This is a genomic window from Mesorhizobium sp. B2-3-6 (assembly GCF_006442305.1).
Lineage (GTDB): Bacteria > Pseudomonadota > Alphaproteobacteria > Rhizobiales > Rhizobiaceae > Mesorhizobium.
The window spans coordinates 122951-141315 of sequence record NZ_VFVW01000011.1 but is presented as its reverse complement, the minus strand read 5'-3'; the positions used below and the strand labels follow the sequence as shown (position 1 = coordinate 141315).

The following is an 18365-nucleotide window of genomic DNA, read 5'->3' as shown; positions in this document are numbered from 1 at the left end:
CAGCGGGAGCGCTGCCGTGCTAAGGCATATTGCCTCGGCTCTGTTTGTCGCGCTGTCGTGCGGCACTGCACTGGCCGGGGCGCCTCAATCTCAGCCGACAGTGGCCGAGGCACGGGAGGCGATCGAGGCTGCCGGGGCCTATTTCCGCGATCATCTCGGTGTAGCGGGAACTTACGTATGGAAATATTCCCTCGACGGCCAAAAGAGGGTGGGCGAAGGCGGTACCGTGCCCGCGAGCGTTGGCTGGGTGCAGCCGCCTGGTACGCCGGCTGTCGGCGCTGCGTTCCTGCGCATTTTCGAGGTTACCGGCGACAAGCAATGGCTTCAGTCTGCCCAGGTCGTGGCAACCGCTCTGGTCAAGACTCAGCTGGAATCCGGCGGATGGTTTTACAAGATCGAGACCGACCCGCAAAAGGCGGCGACATGGTGCTACCGCGCACTGAAGGTAGGCGGGAATATCTGTCGCGATATCAAGGACAATCCGCAACGCAACGAGACTGTCCTCGATGACAACAACACACAGAGCGTGCTGAATTTTCTGATGTGGTTCGACCTGGCGAGCGGCGGTTCGGATCCGGACGTCCGTTCCTGCATCGACAGGGCGCTTCATCGATTGATGCGGGTGCAATACCCGAATGGGGCCTTCCCGGTCTTCTTCAAGGGAGCCGCGCCTGGGGCGGATGTAAAGGCTGCGGCCAAGGCGAGTATTCCGGCCAGTTGGTCTCACGAGTGGCAGAAGCCTGATCGTCCGCCCTATTTCATCGTCAATGACAATCTTCCCCGCGATATGGGTCGTCTCTTTCTCAACGCCTACCGCACATATCACGATCCCGCATATCTCAAGACGGCGGAGAAGGTCGGCGATTTTCTCCTTGCAGCCCAGTTGCCCGCGCCACAACAGGGCTGGGCTCAGGGTTACGATCGTTCCATGCAGCCGGTTTGGGGACGCAGGTTTGAGCCGCCAGCGGTCGTCTCGCGCGAAACCGCCGGCAATATCGATTACCTGATCGAGTTGAACGAGCAAAACAGGGATGCGCGGTTGCTGCACGCGGCGACGACTGCAGCCACCTGGCTACAGGCGGCGCGCCTGTCCGACGGCAGTTGGGCACGTTTCTACGAACTCAACACCAACCGGCCGCTTTACATCGATGAGGGCGGCCAAGTGACGTTCGACGACATGGACCTCCTGAAACACTACGGCATGAAAACCGGTGCAGAGATCGAGCCGGTGTTCGCTCGGCTCGAGAGTGCAACGCGGGGGCAGAGAGTTTCACGTCAACGACTGTGGATCAGTGCCGCGGATGAGTTGAGTACTGGCGAACTGAATTCAAAGGTGCGTCAGCTCGTCGACAGTCAGGATACCCAGGGACGCTGGGTTGAGGGCCGGTTTATCGAGGGAGAAGACTTCGTCGAGGGCGTGTTCGCCCTCGCTCGTTTCATCTCCGCGCAAGCATCAGAGCCGGCGAAATAGCTTCTATATATCGCTCGCTCTTGCCATGGGGAGACTCTGACCAGATCTTCCGGGTGCGCCGATTTTAGCCTTTGTAGAAGCTGGAAAGCTCGGCTGGTGGGCCCCTTAGATCGGCCTGCGTAGGAAAGGCCGCGAACGACCGTACTTGGAGCGAGTACCGCGAAGAAAGCGCGTGACCGTTCTTGAAGCTGGGCCGTCGCGCAAAATCGCAACACTGGGCGCCATTCCAAGCAGCAGAGGCACGAGAAAGAAACGACTGTAAAGATGCGGTAGCGCATTGGCCAGCGCCGCGAAGAGGAGAACTGTCGTCGCCGTGCAAATGGCGGATACCTTGCCTTCACGACTCCGAGCGGCAAGGATGGCGATGGTGATGCCTGCCACGAGCAGGAGCAGAAAACCGATGAATCCGGGCAGCCCTGCCTCGACCCATATGAGGAGGTAGGTGTTGTGGACCGGGGCGTGCAATTCGCTGACCTGCCGATACTGGTCGGCACCGATACCAAGCAGTGAATTATTGTCCGCTTTGCCAATGGCCTCATGGATGAGCCGCATACGGTCTGCAAACGTGCCAGCCTCATCGAGGTCACCATTCTGCAGCGCATTCAGCACGCGGTGTTGGAAGACCTCGGGCAAGAAGTCGCGGCCCCAGGTAACGGCAATGAAGAATGCGGCGAGCGAGGTCACCGCTAAAGAAATGATGCGGCGCCACGAGCCCGTCGCGACTACGAAGATGGTGACCGCAAAGACAAGGCCGATCAGGCCGGTATTGGATCCTGTCAAAATAATGCCATAGCCAAAAAGCGGCAGTCCGACCCAAAGCCAGCGAGGCCTTATGCAGCCTGACGCCACCAGCCACAACATTAGCGGGACAGAGAGCGCTATCAGCGTTGCGCATTCATTCTCGCGTTCCACCCAACCCTGAAAACGACCATTGCCGCTGACAAAGACGGTGCCGCGTTGCTTGAGGATGTCGATTATCACTATCCCCTGCAGACACATCACGGCGATCGAGCAAAGAAATGATTTCATCAAGAGAACGATTTCGGCCCAGGGCCTCGACACGATCATGAAGGCCAGGAGAAAGTAGGCGTACAGATATTGCGCCGAGATGATGAAGCCTCGCTGCGGATCTCCGTGGATCAGACTGCTTAGCAGCAGCATCCCGCATAGTAGGGCGATGCCGATGTTCCATAGAAACGTCCCCGCGCCCAAGGGAGAGATCGAAAAGGATTTCCCGAGTATGGCTGCGAATACGGCCGCGAGAGCGAAGCCGTCGCTGATGGTAAAATAGAATGCATCAAACCGAAGAATATTGAAGGGCGTGAGAAAGACGGACGCCACGGCGAACCAGAGCCCGAGTCTCCCGGCTACCTCTGGCAACGATGTGACGGCCGGTTTGGGGCCGGGCCTTGTCCAATAATGGCGAGGAGCCCTGGCGTAGTTCATCCTCACTCCTGAATCTGCTTGAGAGTCCTTTTCGCCAGCCCTCATTGGGCCTGCAGTTCAGCCTATCTGCCAAGATAGGGCCCGGGCCGGTTACGCTATCCTTTTGGATGATGTCGCCTTTGCGGCTAAGCCTCTTGAGCGCGATTGCGGCCGCGCAACCATGTTAAAACTGTCGTCGCGGTAAGTCGCGAATTCGATGTTGGGTAGCCTCCAGGTCCGATGTGGCAGGGCCGGCTTGGACCAGTCGAAGACAAACAAAAAGGGGCGGGATCTGTGAGCTTGATAGACGACAACAGCGTGTGGAGCCGTCTGGAACCATTTCTTCAAGAGCCGATCGAGCCGTCGAAGGAACGCACTTTCGGCCCGCGCGAGCTCTACACGCTTTTCCGAAGGCGCCTCCCCTTGATCCTTGCGGTCGTGACTACCGGCACCGCTCTCGCGCTCATCACGGCCGTGGAACTTCCCAAGACGTACACCGCTCGCTCGATGATCGTTGTCGAATCCGACGATCCCAATCCTCTCGACACCGCACAAGCGCAGCCTAATCAACAGCCCGACAAGTCGCGAATGGACACCGAGGCGGATCTGATCACCTCTCGTGTCTTTGCCAGCCTGGTCGTCGACAGACTGGACCTCATCAAGGACCCGGACTTCAACACCTATCTGAAACCAGCCGCGAGCCGAGCTTCCCCTTCGGATTCGGGCCCTGGACTGCTGTCACAGGCCGTCGGCTTGATCGTCTCGATACCGCGAGCGCTATGGAGCCTTGTCGCCGGCGCCGACCCGCAGGATCCCGCGTCGCTGCCATCGAAGGGGGTTCAGCAAGATCGGGCGATTTCATCGTATCTGTCGAGCGTTTCGGTTGACCGGTCCGGAGAGAGCTCGGCGATGACGATCTCCTTTTTCAATGACGACGCGTCGAGGGCGGCCCTGATAGCCAATGCGACGGCCAAACTGTTCGTGGAATGGTCCCGGGACAACAAGCGGCAGGACATCAAGGACGCCGTTAGCTTTCTGAGGCAGCAATCGACGGAGCTTGCGTCACGGATAGCCGCCATAGAAGGCCAGATCGCCCAGTATGCGCGAGAACACGGCGTATCCAGCGATCCACGCGATGATCTGCTGCGCGCCTCGATCCAGCAAAGCAACGAGCAGCTCAGCACCGCTAGAGGTGAATACACGCAAGCGCAGGCGCGCCTCGCCCAGGTCAGGCTGGCGGCCAAGACCGGCGACGCGGGCGCCAACGTCGATCCCCTGCTCTCATCGGACTTCCTGACGTCCCTGCGCAACGACGAAGCGACGGCGATGAGGGATCGCGCGCAACTGGCCAGCAACTACGGGCGCAATCATCCCTTGGTCCAGGAGGCGGATGCAAAAGTAGCGGCCGTCCGCGCGATGATCTCTCAGGAGATGCTGCGTACGATCGCAATCTTGGAAAACGACGTCCGCGTCAACGAAGGCAGGGTCAACCAACTCGCGAAGACTTTGGAGGAGTCCAACGAGCAACTACGGCAAAGGAGCCTGGCGGAAGCGAAGCTTCGGGAACTGAACAACCAATTGTCGACCGAGCAGAAGCTCTACGACCTCGTATCAGGCAGGCTTGGCAGCCTCGATCCGTTTTCCGAGGCGGTCGAGCCCGGCGTGCGGACGGTTTCCGCTGCCGAGATTCCGACGAGCCCTTCCTTTCCCAAACTTCGTTTGATGACGGCAGGCGGTTTCGCCGCGTCGCTGATCCTAGCCCTGATCCTTGTGCTGACGCTTGAAAGCATGGATGTGAGAATACGCGAGTCACAACGGGTATCGAAGCTTATCCGTGCGCCACTGCTGGCGTCGATTCCGCAACTGCCCAAGAAATTCCTGCAACGCGCCACGCCTCCTCTTGAAACCTTGTTGTCGCAACCACGGTCGGCCTTCTCCGATGCCTTCCGGTCGCTGTACATGGCCTGCACCCGGATGAACGGTGGCCGGAGCAAACAGGTGATCCTGGTCAGTTCAGGACTACCACAGGAAGGCAAGACAACGACGGCCATGGGCCTCGCCGTGGCAGCTGGAATGGACGGCGCCCTGACAGCGCTGATTGATCTGGATTTGCGAACCCGCAGCATCCATAGCGCCATGCAGTTTGGGCCCGCCGACAAGACACTCAACGACTACCTACATGGTGGTTGCACCCTGGCAGAGATCGTTCAGACGCTTCCTGAAGTTCCGCGACTGGATGTGCTGGCGCCATCTGCCGACGACCAGACCTTGCCTGAATTCCTCAATTCCAGCCAATTCGCGAAATTGCTGGAGGCGTTCCGGCTCGAATACGACGTGGTGATCATCGACGCGCCGCCTGTGCTCGTCGTCGAAGACGCAATCAGGATTGCCGCCTCGGTGGATACCGTCGTGGTCGTGGCCGCGTGGGACAACACCACGCAAGAGGCTCTCTCCCAGGTTGTCGAGCGCCTGCGGTTCGCCGGCGGTCCATCGATCGGCTGGGTGTTCAACCGCGTCGACCCCTTCCGACAGGCCCGTGGTGCCCTGCGGAAAGCCTATTTGAAACGGCAGCAGATTCGTCGTTATTTTCCTGCTTGACCGCCATCGGCCGCGCGGCCGATCAGGCGCGGCCGACTATATCCCCATCGCCTCGAGCAGGGTTTGGTTCACCTTGTGAACATCGAACCGGTCTTCCGCGAGCTTTCTTGAGTTGGCGCCCATCTTTGCGGCGAGTTCCTCATCCTCGAGAAAAGCCCGCTGCGCCGAGGCGAGAGCTTCCACGTCTCGCGGCTCGACCCGGAAACCGTTCTCGCCCTCGATCACCGTTTCTTGACAGCCAGGGGCGTTGGTCGTGATTATCGGCCGACCGGTCGACAAGGCTTCCAGCGCGCTGCGGGGAATGCCCTCCCTGTAATAGGACGGCAACACGAACACGGTGGACGCGGTCAAATAGGGACCGACGTCGTGTGTTTCGCCGAGATATTCAACGGCGCCTTCCTTGGTCCACTGGTCCATTTCGGCTTTCGAGATGGAGAGGGGACTGGGATCGAAGGGCCCGAGAATCTGAAAGCGTGCAGCGCGGTACTTGGTCTTCAGGATACGCGCGGCGGCAGCAAACTCGGCAATTCCCTTTTCGCGAAGCAAGCGAGCGATCAGAAGGAAGACGGGAGGCCCTGAAGGTGGGGGGCTTGCGGCAAACAGTGTCAGGTCCACTCCTGAACCCGGGATCATGATCACCGGCGTCGTCGCAGAAACCATCCCATGGCGCCGGATGTCGGAAGCGTCGGCGTCATTGTAAGCGAAAACTGCTTCGCAGCCGACCAGAGCCGAGCGGTAGAGACCAATACTCAACCGGCGCAAAATGGTTGCGCGCAGTCCCGTCATGCTGCCGCTGAATATGAAGCCGAAGCCTGTAAAGAGCGCAAACCGGCGCGGTACACGGGCAAGGCGGGCAGCCAATCCACCATAGATGATCGGCTTCATCGTATACGCCAGGACGATTTCGGGCGCCAAGCCGCGGATGAGCTTGTAAAGCGCCTTGAGCGTTCGCAAATCGGCCAGCGGACTGGTACCCGTCCTGGCCATCGGAATCTGTCGGAAGGTCACGCCAATTGCCTTGAGACCGGCGATCGCCCGCTCATCTTCATCGGGGGCGAGCGCAATGACATCATGCCCCGCAGCGACCATGGCCTTCAACAATTCGAGACGAAAGTTGACAAGCGAACGCGTCAGGCTCGCAATGACGACGATGCGCTTGCGGCGCATCGCATAGTCCACAGGGGCGCGAGGAGAATCTCGACCATTCATGTGCACAGCAACCACCAGCCGCTCCTATCGGATATGGCGACGACGCCCTAGAGCTGCTTCGTAGAGTTCCAGGTGCCTGCCGACGTAAAGGGAAAGCGAGAAGTTCTCCATGACGCGACGACGCGCTTGTTGACCCAAGGCGCGGCGCTCGGCCGGTTCAAGGCTGACAAGCCTGATCAATCCGGCGGCCAGAGCTTCACTATCTCCCGGTGGAACGACCACGCCGCTGTCGCCGACCAGCCAGCCGGAGTCGCCGACCGCGGTAACCACCGCCGGCACGCCGCTGGCCATCGCCTCGCCTACGGCAAGGGAAAATGCCTCGCCCCAAGCCGAGCAAAGCGCGTAGACGTCGAAGCCCGGCATGAGGTCGGCGATGTCAGCGCGGATGCCCGGCGTGGTAATGCGGTCGTCTATGCCGAGCTCACGGGCGGTGCGCCGCACCGGGCCGTCGGCATGTCCCTCCCCGATAAATATGCCCTGAACGTCGTATCCCTGTTCCAGGAGCCGGCTGATGGCGCGGACCAGGCTAACCTGGTCCTTCATGGGATGGAAGCGTGCCACATGGCCGATCATCAGCCGTCCGGGCGGCAAGCCGAACAGGCGGCGCAGCTTCGCACCGGCGTCGGCCGAGGGGGAAAATTGATCGCAATCCGTCCCGTTCGGGATAACCACCCTCCGGCGCGGATCAAAGCCCAGGCGCTCGTGATCATCGGCGGCGACGCGCGAGCAATATGAGATCGCGCTGGTGCGCCTCGACAGGCGGGCCGAGAGCCGTATCAATTGGCGCGTCAATGGTTTCTCGTCGGCGAGATCTCGAACCGTGTGATGGATGCTCCAGATGACCGGCGAGAAATTGAGCCCTAGCATCGAGCCGAGCGTTGCCGCGACGTTGCCGTGATACATCCATCCGTGAAGAAGATCAGGGGCCGCCCGTCTTATCGACCGCGTCAGCCGAACGACATCGCGCGGTCGCGGCCGTTCCGTCATGTCGAGCGAAACGAGCCCCGATCTTGTATATTCTACGTTTGCAGCCACCGGACCGGGTGAAAGCAGGGACAGAACTGAAGTCGAGAAGCGATTTTGGTCGACCTGGCCAAGAAAACGGGCAAGCATGACCTGAGCGCCGCCGACGTCGAGACTGGTAATGGTGTGAAGAACACTTGTGTGCACGCAAGCTTCCCAGCTGTCTGCAACGCTCCGCCCTGAGGAAGCATTCAATCGTCCGACAGTATCCAGCCGCACCATACGTTGGTTGCAGTCGACATCCAGTTAGCCAAATTAGGTGGGAACCAGACCGAAGGTTGTCACCGCTCCACCAAAGGTATGACTCATTGTCCTCGCGCAGGTGTCGCTAGGGTCTTTGCAGGAAAATTCTATGGTGGGCTTCCATGGCATCTTATTGCAATGCGGCGCGGAGCAGGCGATCGACAGGCGCGTGGACCAGTACATTCCTTGCGAAAGCACTGGGATCCGCCAGTATTGCGATCCTTGCGGTTGCAGCGATTCTGATTTCCCAGCTTGATGCCTGGGCCGCGGCGGACGATGACTACAAGGTTTCGGTCGGCGATGTGGTGTCGTTTGACTTCATCGACGACGCGCTTCCCGCCGAACAACTCACGGTCGCCAGCGATGGCGCGATCAACATTCCGCTGATCGGCAGCTTTGAAGTCGGCGGCCTGACGGTGCCCGACGCCTTGAGTCGTATCCGTAAGGCATTCATCGAGCGTGAACTCTTCAATGACCCGCATATAGCTCTTGCGGTGGTGAGCTTCCGCCCGATCTTCGTCCTTGGGGATGTAAAGGCGCCGGGCTCGTTTCCTTACCAGCCGGCACTGAACGTGGAGCAGGCGGTGGCGCTTGCGGGCGGCCAGTCGACCGGGGGAGCCACGGCGGAGGATCGCGTCGTAACACGCGCCCGGTTGCGCGGAGCTCTTGATGAAAGCGTGGTGGAGATCGCCAAGGAGGCGGTCGCCGCTGCGCGCATCAAGGCCCAATTGGCAAACAGCGACAAGATCTCGGAACTGGATCTGCCTGCCAAGATCAAGGGCCTCATGAACGCCAACCTGCTCGCGACGCTGCTTCCTACCGAGCAGCGCATCCTTGAAGCAGATCAACATGCGCTGACGACACGTCGCAAGCAGCTCTCGGCGGGGATCGAAGAAGTGAATGTTGCCCTCGCCAATGTTCAACAGCTTTCGGACATACAAAAGACAGTGATCGCTTCGGCACAGGCGGATCTCGATCGCATCAGGGGCCTTAACAAGAAAGGTCTCGTCACAATCACAGACCTCTCGAACGCCGAGCGCGAAGCGACCACGCAGCAATCCCATCTGCTTGAAATCTACAATCAGGCATCAACGGTGCGCCGCGAATTGAGCCAGTTGCAGCGCGACCTGGATGACGCCACCCAGACCTGGACACACACGGCGTTGACGGATCTCCAGGCCCACAACTCTGAAATCGAGCGCCTGATCGCGGTTCGAGAATCGACCGAGGAACAGATCCTGCTGTTGAGCTCGCTGGCCGCGGAGCAGACACGCAGCAACAACTCCATCACGTTCACCTACCAGATCCGCCGCAAGGTAAATGGCCAGACCGCCACAAAGGTGGCGACCCTCGACGATCCGGTTGCGGCCGGAGATACGATCCTTGTGTCAATAAACCGCCTGGATAGCGCCCAGGACACGACAAGCCGTTCAGCCACTGCCTTGGCGACGACCTCTTCCGTCCAGGTCGGACCGTCGCAATGATCGGCCTCAGCACCCCAACAGCACGTTCCGGCGGCTGGACTGCGCGCGTTCCGCTTGGCCGGGCCATACCAAGCCGTATCGCAGCGGTGATCCTTTTGGTTCTCAGCCTGCCGCTATGGCTCGTGGCTGCTGCCATTGTCTGGGTTAGTGTCGGCCGTCCATTGTTTTTCCGCCAGTCTCGCAGCGGGCTGGAAGGTCGCCCGTTCGTGATCTGCAAGTTTCGTACGATGCACGAAGGGCGAGACGGAAATGGCATGCTGCTCCCCGACGCCTTGCGTGAGACGCCGGCCACGCGGCTGATGCGCTCCGTCCGCATCGATGAGCTGCCGCAGCTTCTCTCGATCGCCAGGGGGGACATGGCCTTCATGGGGCCCCGTCCGTTGCTCCCGGCCACCATCGCCGAATTCGGCGAGCTGGGGCGTATTCGCGGCACGGTCCGCCCCGGCCTGTCCGGATGGGCACAGGTGAACGGCAATACCCGCCTCACCAACAGCGAAAAGCTAGCGCTCGACCTCTGGTATGTGCGCAACCGCAGCCTGTGGCTCGATCTGCACATACTGGTTCTGACTGTCCAAGTGGCACTGTTGGGCGAACGTGTCGACCGCCGCCATGTCGACCATGCTTTGAAGGCTATGCCCGCCGGGACGGTCCGGCCATGAACCCAGCACTCGGTCGACTTCTGGTGATCGCACCGCATCCTGATGATGAGGTCTTGGGGTGTGGCGGCACGATAGCCCGGATGGCTGCGCAAGGCGCAGAAGTTCATGTCGCAGTGGTTACGCGAGGCAGCCCGCCCGCCTTCACAGAGGAGATGACGGAACGGGTTCGCAGCGAGGCCAAGGCGGCGCATGCCTGTTTGGGCGTGCAACAGACGCATTGGCTTGATCTGCCGGCTGCGCAGATCGCCGAGACGCCGCACGCGACGCTCAACAGGGCGCTGCTGACCCTGTTGCGGGATGTCGTGCCGGATACGTTGCTCATCCCTTTCGTCGGTGATGTGCACATGGACCACCAGCTGATCTTCCTGTCATCGCTGGTAGCGGCTCGCCCGACCCAATCTCAATATCCGCGGACGATCATGGCTTACGAGACCGTCTCCGAAACGAACTGGAATGCCCCCTATGTGACGCCGAGCTTCGTGCCGAACGTCTTCATAGACATCGCATCGACGCTGGACCGCAAACTCGAAGCTGCGTCGATGTTCGCCTCACAGATCAGAGATTTCCCGCATGAGCGTTCGATCGAAACCTTGCGGGCGCTTGCGATCGTCAGGGGCACCGCCGCCCATCTGAGGGCGGCCGAGGCCTTTGTCCTTCTGCGAAACGTCATTTGAATCCTAGCTGGAGTATTCTGCGATGAAACGCTGGCCAATCTACGACGAAGAACAAATAACCGATGTGGTAGAGGTTTTGCGATCCGGCCAGGTGAACGCCTGGACCGGCGACCATGTGAAGACCTTCGAACGCGCCTATGCGCGCAGCCTCGGCCGACGTCACGCGGTGGCGCTGGCCAACGGCTCGCTCGCGCTGGATCTTGCGATGAAGATTCTCCACATCGGCGCCGGTGACGAGGTGATCGTCACGCCCCGCAGTTTCGTCGCCTCCGCCGCCTGCGTCATGTTTGCCGGCGCCACGCCCGTTTTCGCGGATGTCGACCCGAGTTCGGGCAACCTTTCCGCCGAGACGATTGCGCCGAAGATAACGGCTCGAACAAAGGCAGTGATCGTCGTGCATATTGCCGGCTGGCCGTGCGACATGGCGCCGATCATGGAACTCGCAAAGCGCAGCGGCATAAAAGTCATCGAAGATTGCGCCCAGGCGCATGGAGCCGAATACAACGGACGACCGATTGGCTCCTTCGGCGACATAGCGGCGTTCTCGTTCTGCCAGGACAAGATCATCACGACGGGCGGCGAAGGTGGGCTTGTCGCAATGGACGACAAGAAATTGTGGCTCGCTGCCTGGAGCCTCAAGGACCACGGCAAGAACTACGATCTGGTCTTTGCCCCCCATAGGGCGACAGGGTTTCGCTGGCTGCATGACAGCATCGGCACCAACTGGCGCATGACATCAATCCAGGCAGTGCTTGGCTTGCGGCAGCTCGAGCGCCTACCCGACTGGACTCGCCAACGCGAGCGAAATGCCAGCATCTGGATGAGGACGCTTGCTGAATTGCCGATGCTGCACGCGCCCCAGCTCGGTTCGGAGCATAAGCATGCCTGGTACCGATGCTATTTCTATATCAAGCCCGAGATGCTGTCCCCCGGATGGTCGCGCGACGAGTTGATTGCGGCTATCAATGCGGCCGGCGTCCCATGCTTCTCGGGAAGCTGCTCTGAGATCTATCTTGAACATGCCTTCGCGGACGCCGGGGTAGCGCCGCCCGAACGTCTGCCGATCGCACGGCAGCTCGGTGAAACGAGTATGGCTTTTCTGGTCGACCCGTCCTGGACGACCGAGGAGACCATGGCTGCCGCGTCGACGGCGCGGTCAATCCTTGTTACGGCTTCGCGCCAGCTCGAGGCAGCATGACAAAGGAACGCGCGATCAGGAAGGATGAAACCGTTCCAGCGTCTTCTCTGGCAGAGCTGCAGATAGTGACGTCGTCAGCAGCGCGGAACCTCACCCTTGCCCCTACAGAGCGTGGTTTGCTCGGATTCGAACTGCCAGCCGCGGCTCGATTTTATCAGCAGATGATGCTCATCCGGCTCGTGGAGGAGCGCTTGCTCGATCTTTTTTCCCAAGGTCTCCTGTTCGGCACGACGCACACGTCCATTGGACAGGAAGCCAATGCGGTTGGCGTGATAAACGCTCTTGACCGGGACCGCGACATTGTCTGGAGCAACCACCGCTGCCACGGTCATTTCATTGCCTATTCGGGCGAAGTCGAGGGCCTGATAGCCGAGATCATGGGGCGTGTAACCGGCATTTGCGGCGGACGCGGCGGCAGCCAGCACCTGTGCTTCCGCAACTTCCACTCCAATGGCATCCAAGGAGGCATCGCACCCGTCGCGGTTGGTAGTGCGCTGGCGCGAAAGGACGAAGGCGCCGTCGCAGTGGTCTTTCTCGGCGACGGCACGATGGGCGAGGGAGCCGTATACGAGAGCCTTAACCTTGCGTCTGTTTTCGCCGCCCCGGTGGTCTTTGTGATCGAGGACAACGAGATCGCCCAGACGACGCCCAAGCATCTGACCGTCTCCGGTTCGATCGTCGCCAGGGCCGAGCCGTTCGGCGTCCGCACATTCGCCTATGACGGCAACGATCCGGTCGCGATATATGAGCTCGCCCAAGAAGCCGTAGGCTATGTACGCGCCGAATCCCGCCCTTGCTGGCTCTACTTGCGAACCGAACGGATCGGCCCCCACAGCAAGGGAGATGATACGAGGCCGGCGGAGCGTCTTGAGCAAGCTCGAGCCAGAGATCCCATACCCCCGATGCGCCGGCGCGTTGCGAACGCCGATGAGATCGACGCCTACTGCCTGAATGTCGTGGACAGCGCGGTCGAATCCGCCGCCGCGGCCGCCTTGGCGCGGGGCTGATCCATGCGTGTCGTCGAATCTATCAACCGCGCGCTACACGATCTCATGGGAGCCGATCTCCGTCTGGTGATTTTGGGTGAGGATGTCCTTGACCCCTACGGTGGCGCCTTCAAAGTCACCAAGGGTCTTTCGTCAGCCTATAAGGACCGTGTCTGGACCACGCCGATCAGCGAAGGCGGCATTGTTGGCATGGCGGCAGGCATGGCCATCAAAGGCCGGCCTGTGATCGTCGAACTCATGTTCGGAGACTTCATAGCCCTTGCTGCCGACCAGATCATCAATCACGTCGCCAAGTTCCGCTGGATGTACAACGATCAGGTTGAGGTCCCCGTCATCATCCGCGCTCCCATGGGCGGACGGCGCGGCTATGGGCCGACGCACTCGCAAAGTCTGGAAAAGCATTTTTGCGGCGTGCCCGGGCTGACGGTGCTTGCCACTCACGAGTATGCCGATCCTGGCACGCTTCTGCATCGGGCCTTCGCGTCGCGATCCCCTCACCTGATCATCGAAAACAAGGTGATGTATTCCAGGCCCGTGCTCGGACCCGACGCGCTTCCACGCCCGGCGGATGCAGATGTCGTGATCCTGACATATGGGGGTTGCGTCGAGCACGCTGTCGCGGCCGCAAAGAAACTCGCGCAAGAGGAGGAAATCGCGACCACCGTGGTGGCCGTCGAACAGCTGTCGCCCTTCCCTGGCGATGAGGTCCGAAGCCAGGTCGGCAACTGCACGCGTGTGGTCGCGGTGGAGGAAGGCTCTCCCGGCTGGGGCTTCGCGTCGGAGTGTGCGCGCGCACTGATCGGCCGGGTCAGGCACTTCAGCGCATTGACCGGGCCCGATCACCCCATTCCCTCAAGCCGCGACTGGGAGGACGATCTGCTGCCGGGTGTGAACGCCATCCAGGCGGCCTGCATCGACCTGTTCCAGAAAGGCTAAGCGTACATGACCGTGCTTGTCGAAGCCCCGCGGGTTAACGCCAACGAGGACAATCTCCAGCTCATCGAGATTCGGGTCGCACAAGGTGAAAGGGTCGAACAAGGCACCATTCTTTTCGTGCTTGAGACCACCAAGGCCGCAGTCGAGGTAGATGCTCCGGAGGCAGGAACTGTCGGCCTGCTGGACATCAAGGTCGGTGACTTCGTTCCTGTCGGCGCAACGCTTTGCAAAATCATCGACGAAAATTCGAATGTCGTTGTCGGGGAGACCAGCGCGGCCGATGTCGGGGCCAGCGAAGTCGCGATAACGGCTAAAGCCCGCAAGGCCGCATCCGAGCTCGGGGTCAACCTTGCGGACGTCATTCCGTCCAATGGCCGCATTGGCGAAGCCGAGGTGCGCGCTGCTGCCGGTCGCCGATCCGCCGCCAAGAGAGCCGAACCGGGCGAGCCGAGTTCCGTCGCCTTCTCCAGGCGGGCCGTCATCATCGGCGGCGGCGGCCACGCCGCCTGTTTGATCGATGCTCTCGATGGTGCCGGATACGATATCCTGGGCTGCACCGATCAAGCGTTGCCCGCCGGCCACCACGTCTGCGGCGGTATTTCGGTGATCGGCACGGAAGACTGCCTGGAGCGTTTGCTTTCCGAGGGCACGCGCTATGCTTTCATCGGCATCGGAGGCGCCCAGTCAAGCCAGGTGAGGCGGGCAATGTATGAACGCGCCACCGCAATGGGCTTCGTTCTGCCGCCTGTGATCCATCCTTCCGCGATCGTCTCCAAGGCGACCAGGATTGGACATGGCTGCCATATTCTGGCCGGCGCGAGCATCGGTCCGCGCTGTACGATCGGTAACAACGTCATCGTCAATCAGGGGACTATAGTCTGCCACGACAGCGTCGTTCAGGATAATGCGCACCTAACACCAGGCGCCATCCTGGCCGGCGGAGTGGGCATCGGAGCCATGACCGTCGTGGGCATGGGCGCAACGGTGCTCCTGGGCGTCCAGATCGGCGCCGACTGCCTGATCCACAACGGCGCGCACATCAGCGCCAATGTCGCAGACAACACCATCGTCGACGCGCAGGGCCGCCGCCATCTCCGCTAATGCATGTCGCCCAAAGGCGATCTCCGGCTCGAGAAAGCGACATGGCGGGGCGGTTCGACGGGGCGGCTCTCGTGGCTGCGGCCGAGGGTTCGCCAATTCCGATCGGTGTCAGTCAAGCCGTACTTCGGTTGCGGTCCAGCGATCGCCCGCAATCAGCATCGGGCCTGGGTTAAGTCAGTCCCGCAATGCGGCTGTTAGTCATCCGGTGGAGTTTTTCTGCGGCAGCCCACTACTTTTGGGCGGGGGTGTCCTTCGAATTCCCGAGCATTGCGAGACCTGGGATGGTGTACGGTGAAATGGTCTGCGGGATCCAACTTGAAGGCTCAGATGACCGTTGCACATCTCCATCCTCAGAACTCATCGGGTCCGCAGCATTTTCCCGTCGAAGCGTCAGCGAAGCCGGCTGGCGACAATTCGTTCAATGTAGCCGCGCATGGGTTGCGCGGCATTGCTTCTCTTATGGTCTTCTTCGCTCACCTCCTGGGCGGCACGGCGGAGCACGTCTACGCCTCCAATTCGGCCTATGTCGACCGCATTACGCCCTTCTGGAATTTCGGCACCTTCGGAGTCTGCCTTTTCTTCGTAATCAGTGGCTTCGTCATCCTGCCCAGTGCGATACGCTATAGTCCCGCTCAGTTTGCTGCCCGACGGTTCCTGCGCCTCTACCCTCTGTTTTTCGCGCTAAGCCTGCTTTTCATCTTGCTGAACGCAACCACCAACTTTTATCCCGAAACCAACAATCTCACAGCGGTTCTGGCAGGACTGACATTCCTGAACCTTGCAACCCATACCGAGCAATTGACGCCGAACGCGTGGAGCCTGACCTTCGAGGTCTGGTTCTATGTGTTTACGGCAGCGTTCGTTTTCCTGACGGTTCGTCGCCCAACCAGACTCGGCACAATTGCGCTCGGTCTTCTCGCGGCGCTCTTTATCGCCCGGTACCCGATCGCCTTGTATTTTCTTGCCGGCGGGCTGATCCGCCTTGCCTACGACCGATTTGAATGGGTAAACCGGGGCCGCCATCGGCTTGCCGAGAGCGGGGCGCTGGCAGCTTGCGTCTTTCTGGCCAGCCGCGGCCATTACGACTATCACTGGTCCGATTTCCAAAATGCCGAGCTTCCCTTGCTCATGGTCGCGACGGGGCTCTACTTCTGCCTTGCAGTGTCGCGGAACAGCTTGACGGCACTACTCCTTGGCAATCGGCTGCTTCGATACTTCGGAACGGTGAGCTACAGCCTGTATCTGGTGCATCCCTACACGTATCTTCTGACACGCTCGCTGTTTTCCCGCGCCCATCTTTTTTCCGGCAATGTTGTCCTATCGATGAGCGCCTTCATTTTGGCGGCGGCGGCGATCACCTGGGTGCTGACGCATTTCGCGAACCGAACGCTTGAGCTGTGGCCCTATGAGTTTGTCTATCATCAGAAGATCTATCGCTCGGCCTCGCAGCCAAGCGCGATGCGGCTTTGGCTGGCGTCAAATGCCAAACGTGCGGCATGGCTAAGGGGGTAGGATCGCCGTTGCGCGGCGGCCTGCGGCTTTTGAGGCGGATAGATAGCAGACTGGTCGTAACCACTGTTGTTAGGCTGCAAGCAGGGATGAGGACGAAATGCATCCATTTGTCATCGACGCCAAGCCTCAACCTATTTCAATTGATCCCGCTGACGCCGCCGTACTCGTCGTGGACATGCAGAATGACTTCGGCTCCAACGGTGGAATGTTCGACAGAGCCGGAATCGATATCTCCGGGATTCAACGGGCTGTAGGCCCTACTGCCAGCGTAATAGCTGCCGCTCGCGAATTGAGCATGCCCATCGTCTACCTGAAGATGGGATATCATCGCGACCTCTCGGACCTTGGAACGTCGGACGCCCCCAACCGTATTCGACATCTCCAGATCTTCGGGGTGGGCGCGAACATGACAGCCCCGGATGGCAGCGAGAGCCGGATTCTGATCCGCGACACCTGGGGAACAGAGGTCGTCAACGGCCTCAAGCCACAGGCTGGGGATGTCGTCCTCTATAAAACGCGATTCAGCGGTTTCTACGAAACCGAACTCGATTCTGTTCTGAAATCCGCAGGCGTCAAACACCTCATCGTGACAGGATGCACGACCAGCGTGTGTGTGGAATCGACAATTCGGGATGCCTTCTTCAGGGACTATCGCTGCATACTGCTGACGGATTGCACCAGCGAGCCCATCGCTTGGGACGCCCCAAGGAGCAATCATGATGCCTCGATCACGCTCGTTCAGATACTCTTTGGATGGACATCGACGTCCGACCAATTCCTGAAGTCGGTCGCAGAGCGAGTTCACGGTCGTCTTGAACTAGCCGAATGAGCAGGCGAAGCTGCCTATCAGTCACCTTGGAGCACCGCGGCTGCCGCTCAGGGCCAGCGTAGATCAAGCCCAAACACAACCGACGTCCCGACCACTCTCGAAAGGTGCCCCGACGCATCGCCTACGATTTAGTCGTCCGACTTTGCCACAAGATCGGCGATACGGGATACATCAGGCACGTAAAGCTCTTTGGCGTGGCGCAGCACGAGTCCGATGTTTTGCAGGTAGCTCAACTCGCGTGCCACCGCCTCGCGGTGGGTGCCAATGCGGTGGGCCAGATCCGTATGGGTCGGGATAGGAGAAATCCTCGCCGAACCGTCGGCTCCGATGTCTTCAGCGCATAAGCGCAGCAACTCCTTATGCACCCGGGACCGAACGTTGAGCGTCGAAAGCTCAACGATGTGCTCGACAAGCACCTGCTGACGTTCCACCAACAATTGTACAACCGCATGCAGGGCTTCAGGATCCTGCTTGACTATGTCCAGAAAGGCACGACTGCCGATCGAAGCGATAGTGCATGGTCCCGCCGCTTCGACCGAATATGGCATCTGGATGTCGCCGCTCAAGGCAATTCCGTTAACAAGCGAGCCACGATGCGCAGGGGGGAGCGACACAATCTTGCCATTGCGGGTATAAACGAGCGCTCGAAGCTCGCCCTCGAGCAGAAAAAAAAGCCGGTCGACACTTTCGCCGGCCGGGACCAGGACGTCCCCTTCGTTGAGATGCAACCAACGACAGCGGCGGTCTATCTCGATCAGCGTGGACGACTTAACATTGCTGAAATGCTCGATATTTTTCAAATCCGGCCCGTGCATATGGTTGGCATCAGCTACGGAGGTGATCTCCCCGTCAGTCTGCGGGCCTGGATATCGAACGGGCGGTTGTTTCATGCTGGGTAGCGCCCCCTTGCAAAGGTTCGCAGCCGCTTCCGTTGCGGCTGCTCCCCAAACTCAAGCAAATCACATCTACTAAAACGGTCCGTCAAGAACCATTACT

The 18365-nt window shown here is 60.1% G+C and carries 15 protein-coding genes; 11 read left to right on the top strand and 4 right to left on the bottom strand.

Going from position 1 to position 18365, the window contains the following annotated elements:
• Nucleotides 1-16: 16 nt before the first annotated feature.
• Complete coding sequence (locus FJ953_RS27360) at nt 17-1471, top strand: hypothetical protein (protein ID WP_140498438.1); 1455 nt, start codon at nt 17-19, stop codon at nt 1469-1471.
• A gap of 105 nt (nt 1472-1576) precedes the next feature.
• On the opposite strand, the gene FJ953_RS27355 is transcribed toward FJ953_RS27360, so the two are convergent.
• The gene (locus tag FJ953_RS27355; protein WP_181165376.1) at nt 1577-2917 is read right to left on the bottom strand and encodes an O-antigen ligase family protein; all 1341 of its coding nucleotides are present in this window, start codon (nt 2915-2917) and stop codon (nt 1577-1579) included.
• Between the two features lie 279 nt (nt 2918-3196).
• Between FJ953_RS27355 and FJ953_RS27350 the strand changes: the two genes are divergently transcribed.
• Entirely contained in the window at nt 3197-5494 is a 2298-nt protein-coding gene (locus FJ953_RS27350; RefSeq protein ID WP_181169651.1) for a polysaccharide biosynthesis tyrosine autokinase, read from the top strand.
• A 36-nt stretch (nt 5495-5530) separates the two neighbouring features.
• Here FJ953_RS27350 and FJ953_RS27345 read toward each other — a convergent pair whose 3' ends face one another.
• Both FJ953_RS27345 and FJ953_RS27340 read right to left on the bottom strand, forming a co-directional pair.
• Entirely contained in the window at nt 5531-6661 is a 1131-nt protein-coding gene (locus FJ953_RS27345) for a glycosyltransferase family 4 protein (RefSeq protein ID WP_140498441.1), read from the bottom strand.
• A 66-nt stretch (nt 6662-6727) separates the two neighbouring features.
• Nucleotides 6728-7948 carry a glycosyltransferase gene (locus FJ953_RS27340; RefSeq protein WP_140498442.1) on the bottom strand — a complete coding sequence of 407 codons (1221 nt, stop codon included), beginning with the start codon at nt 7946-7948 and terminating at the stop codon, nt 6728-6730.
• A 143-nt stretch (nt 7949-8091) separates the two neighbouring features.
• Here FJ953_RS27340 and FJ953_RS27335 point away from each other — a divergent pair, with 143 nt between their 5' ends.
• From FJ953_RS27335 to FJ953_RS27295, 9 genes are all read left to right on the top strand, one after another.
• Complete coding sequence (locus FJ953_RS27335) at nt 8092-9453, top strand: polysaccharide biosynthesis/export family protein (protein WP_140513511.1); 1362 nt, start codon at nt 8092-8094, stop codon at nt 9451-9453.
• Nucleotides 9450-10112, top strand: coding sequence for a sugar transferase (locus FJ953_RS27330; RefSeq protein WP_140513509.1), 663 nt, complete (start codon nt 9450-9452; stop codon nt 10110-10112). Before FJ953_RS27335 ends, FJ953_RS27330 begins: the two co-directional genes overlap by 4 nt.
• The gene (locus FJ953_RS27325) at nt 10109-10786 is read left to right on the top strand and encodes a PIG-L deacetylase family protein (protein WP_140498445.1); all 678 of its coding nucleotides are present in this window, start codon (nt 10109-10111) and stop codon (nt 10784-10786) included. The genes FJ953_RS27330 and FJ953_RS27325 overlap by 4 nt, the downstream gene beginning before the upstream one ends.
• Nucleotides 10787-10808: 22 nt before the next feature.
• Nucleotides 10809-11984 carry a DegT/DnrJ/EryC1/StrS aminotransferase family protein gene (locus tag FJ953_RS27320; RefSeq protein ID WP_140513507.1) on the top strand — a complete coding sequence of 392 codons (1176 nt, stop codon included), beginning with the start codon at nt 10809-10811 and terminating at the stop codon, nt 11982-11984.
• Nucleotides 11981-12991 (top strand): thiamine pyrophosphate-dependent dehydrogenase E1 component subunit alpha, encoded by a 1011-nt coding sequence (locus FJ953_RS27315; protein WP_140561286.1) that lies wholly within the window; start codon nt 11981-11983, stop codon nt 12989-12991. The genes FJ953_RS27320 and FJ953_RS27315 overlap by 4 nt, the downstream gene beginning before the upstream one ends.
• A gap of 3 nt (nt 12992-12994) precedes the next feature.
• Nucleotides 12995-13927: a transketolase C-terminal domain-containing protein gene (locus FJ953_RS27310; RefSeq protein ID WP_140561287.1), complete on the top strand. Its 933-nt coding sequence runs from the start codon at nt 12995-12997 to the stop codon at nt 13925-13927.
• A gap of 6 nt (nt 13928-13933) precedes the next feature.
• On the top strand, nt 13934-15028 hold the full coding sequence (locus FJ953_RS27305) for a NeuD/PglB/VioB family sugar acetyltransferase (RefSeq protein WP_140561289.1): 1095 nt from the start codon (nt 13934-13936) through the stop codon (nt 15026-15028).
• Nucleotides 15029-15355: 327 nt separating this feature from the next.
• A complete protein-coding gene (locus FJ953_RS27300) occupies nt 15356-16540 on the top strand; it encodes an acyltransferase (RefSeq protein ID WP_140498450.1) in 1185 nt (394 codons plus the stop codon).
• Nucleotides 16541-16637: 97 nt separating this feature from the next.
• Nucleotides 16638-17369 carry a cysteine hydrolase gene (locus tag FJ953_RS27295; RefSeq protein WP_140498451.1) on the top strand — a complete coding sequence of 244 codons (732 nt, stop codon included), beginning with the start codon at nt 16638-16640 and terminating at the stop codon, nt 17367-17369.
• Between the two features lie 128 nt (nt 17370-17497).
• Here the strand turns inward: FJ953_RS27295 and FJ953_RS27290 are convergent, their stop codons facing one another.
• Nucleotides 17498-18259 carry a Crp/Fnr family transcriptional regulator gene (locus tag FJ953_RS27290; RefSeq protein WP_140498452.1) on the bottom strand — a complete coding sequence of 254 codons (762 nt, stop codon included), beginning with the start codon at nt 18257-18259 and terminating at the stop codon, nt 17498-17500.
• Nucleotides 18260-18365: the final 106 nt, after the last annotated feature.

Coding starts and splice junctions, on each gene's coding strand:
- FJ953_RS27355 (WP_181165376.1), bottom strand. CDS start 2,917: ATGAACTACGCCAGGGCTCCTCGCCATTATTGGACAAGGCCCGGCCCC.
- FJ953_RS27345 (WP_140498441.1), bottom strand. CDS start 6,661: ATGCGCCGCAAGCGCATCGTCGTCATTGCGAGCCTGACGCGTTCGCTT.
- FJ953_RS27340 (WP_140498442.1), bottom strand. CDS start 7,948: ATGGTGCGGCTGGATACTGTCGGACGATTGAATGCTTCCTCAGGGCGG.
- FJ953_RS27335 (WP_140513511.1), top strand. CDS start 8,092: ATGGCATCTTATTGCAATGCGGCGCGGAGCAGGCGATCGACAGGCGCG.
- FJ953_RS27330 (WP_140513509.1), top strand. CDS start 9,450: ATGATCGGCCTCAGCACCCCAACAGCACGTTCCGGCGGCTGGACTGCG.
- FJ953_RS27325 (WP_140498445.1), top strand. CDS start 10,109: ATGAACCCAGCACTCGGTCGACTTCTGGTGATCGCACCGCATCCTGAT.
- FJ953_RS27320 (WP_140513507.1), top strand. CDS start 10,809: ATGAAACGCTGGCCAATCTACGACGAAGAACAAATAACCGATGTGGTA.
- FJ953_RS27315 (WP_140561286.1), top strand. CDS start 11,981: ATGACAAAGGAACGCGCGATCAGGAAGGATGAAACCGTTCCAGCGTCT.
- FJ953_RS27310 (WP_140561287.1), top strand. CDS start 12,995: ATGCGTGTCGTCGAATCTATCAACCGCGCGCTACACGATCTCATGGGA.
- FJ953_RS27305 (WP_140561289.1), top strand. CDS start 13,934: ATGACCGTGCTTGTCGAAGCCCCGCGGGTTAACGCCAACGAGGACAAT.
- FJ953_RS27300 (WP_140498450.1), top strand. CDS start 15,356: ATGACCGTTGCACATCTCCATCCTCAGAACTCATCGGGTCCGCAGCAT.
- FJ953_RS27295 (WP_140498451.1), top strand. CDS start 16,638: ATGCATCCATTTGTCATCGACGCCAAGCCTCAACCTATTTCAATTGAT.
- FJ953_RS27290 (WP_140498452.1), bottom strand. CDS start 18,259: ATGAAACAACCGCCCGTTCGATATCCAGGCCCGCAGACTGACGGGGAG.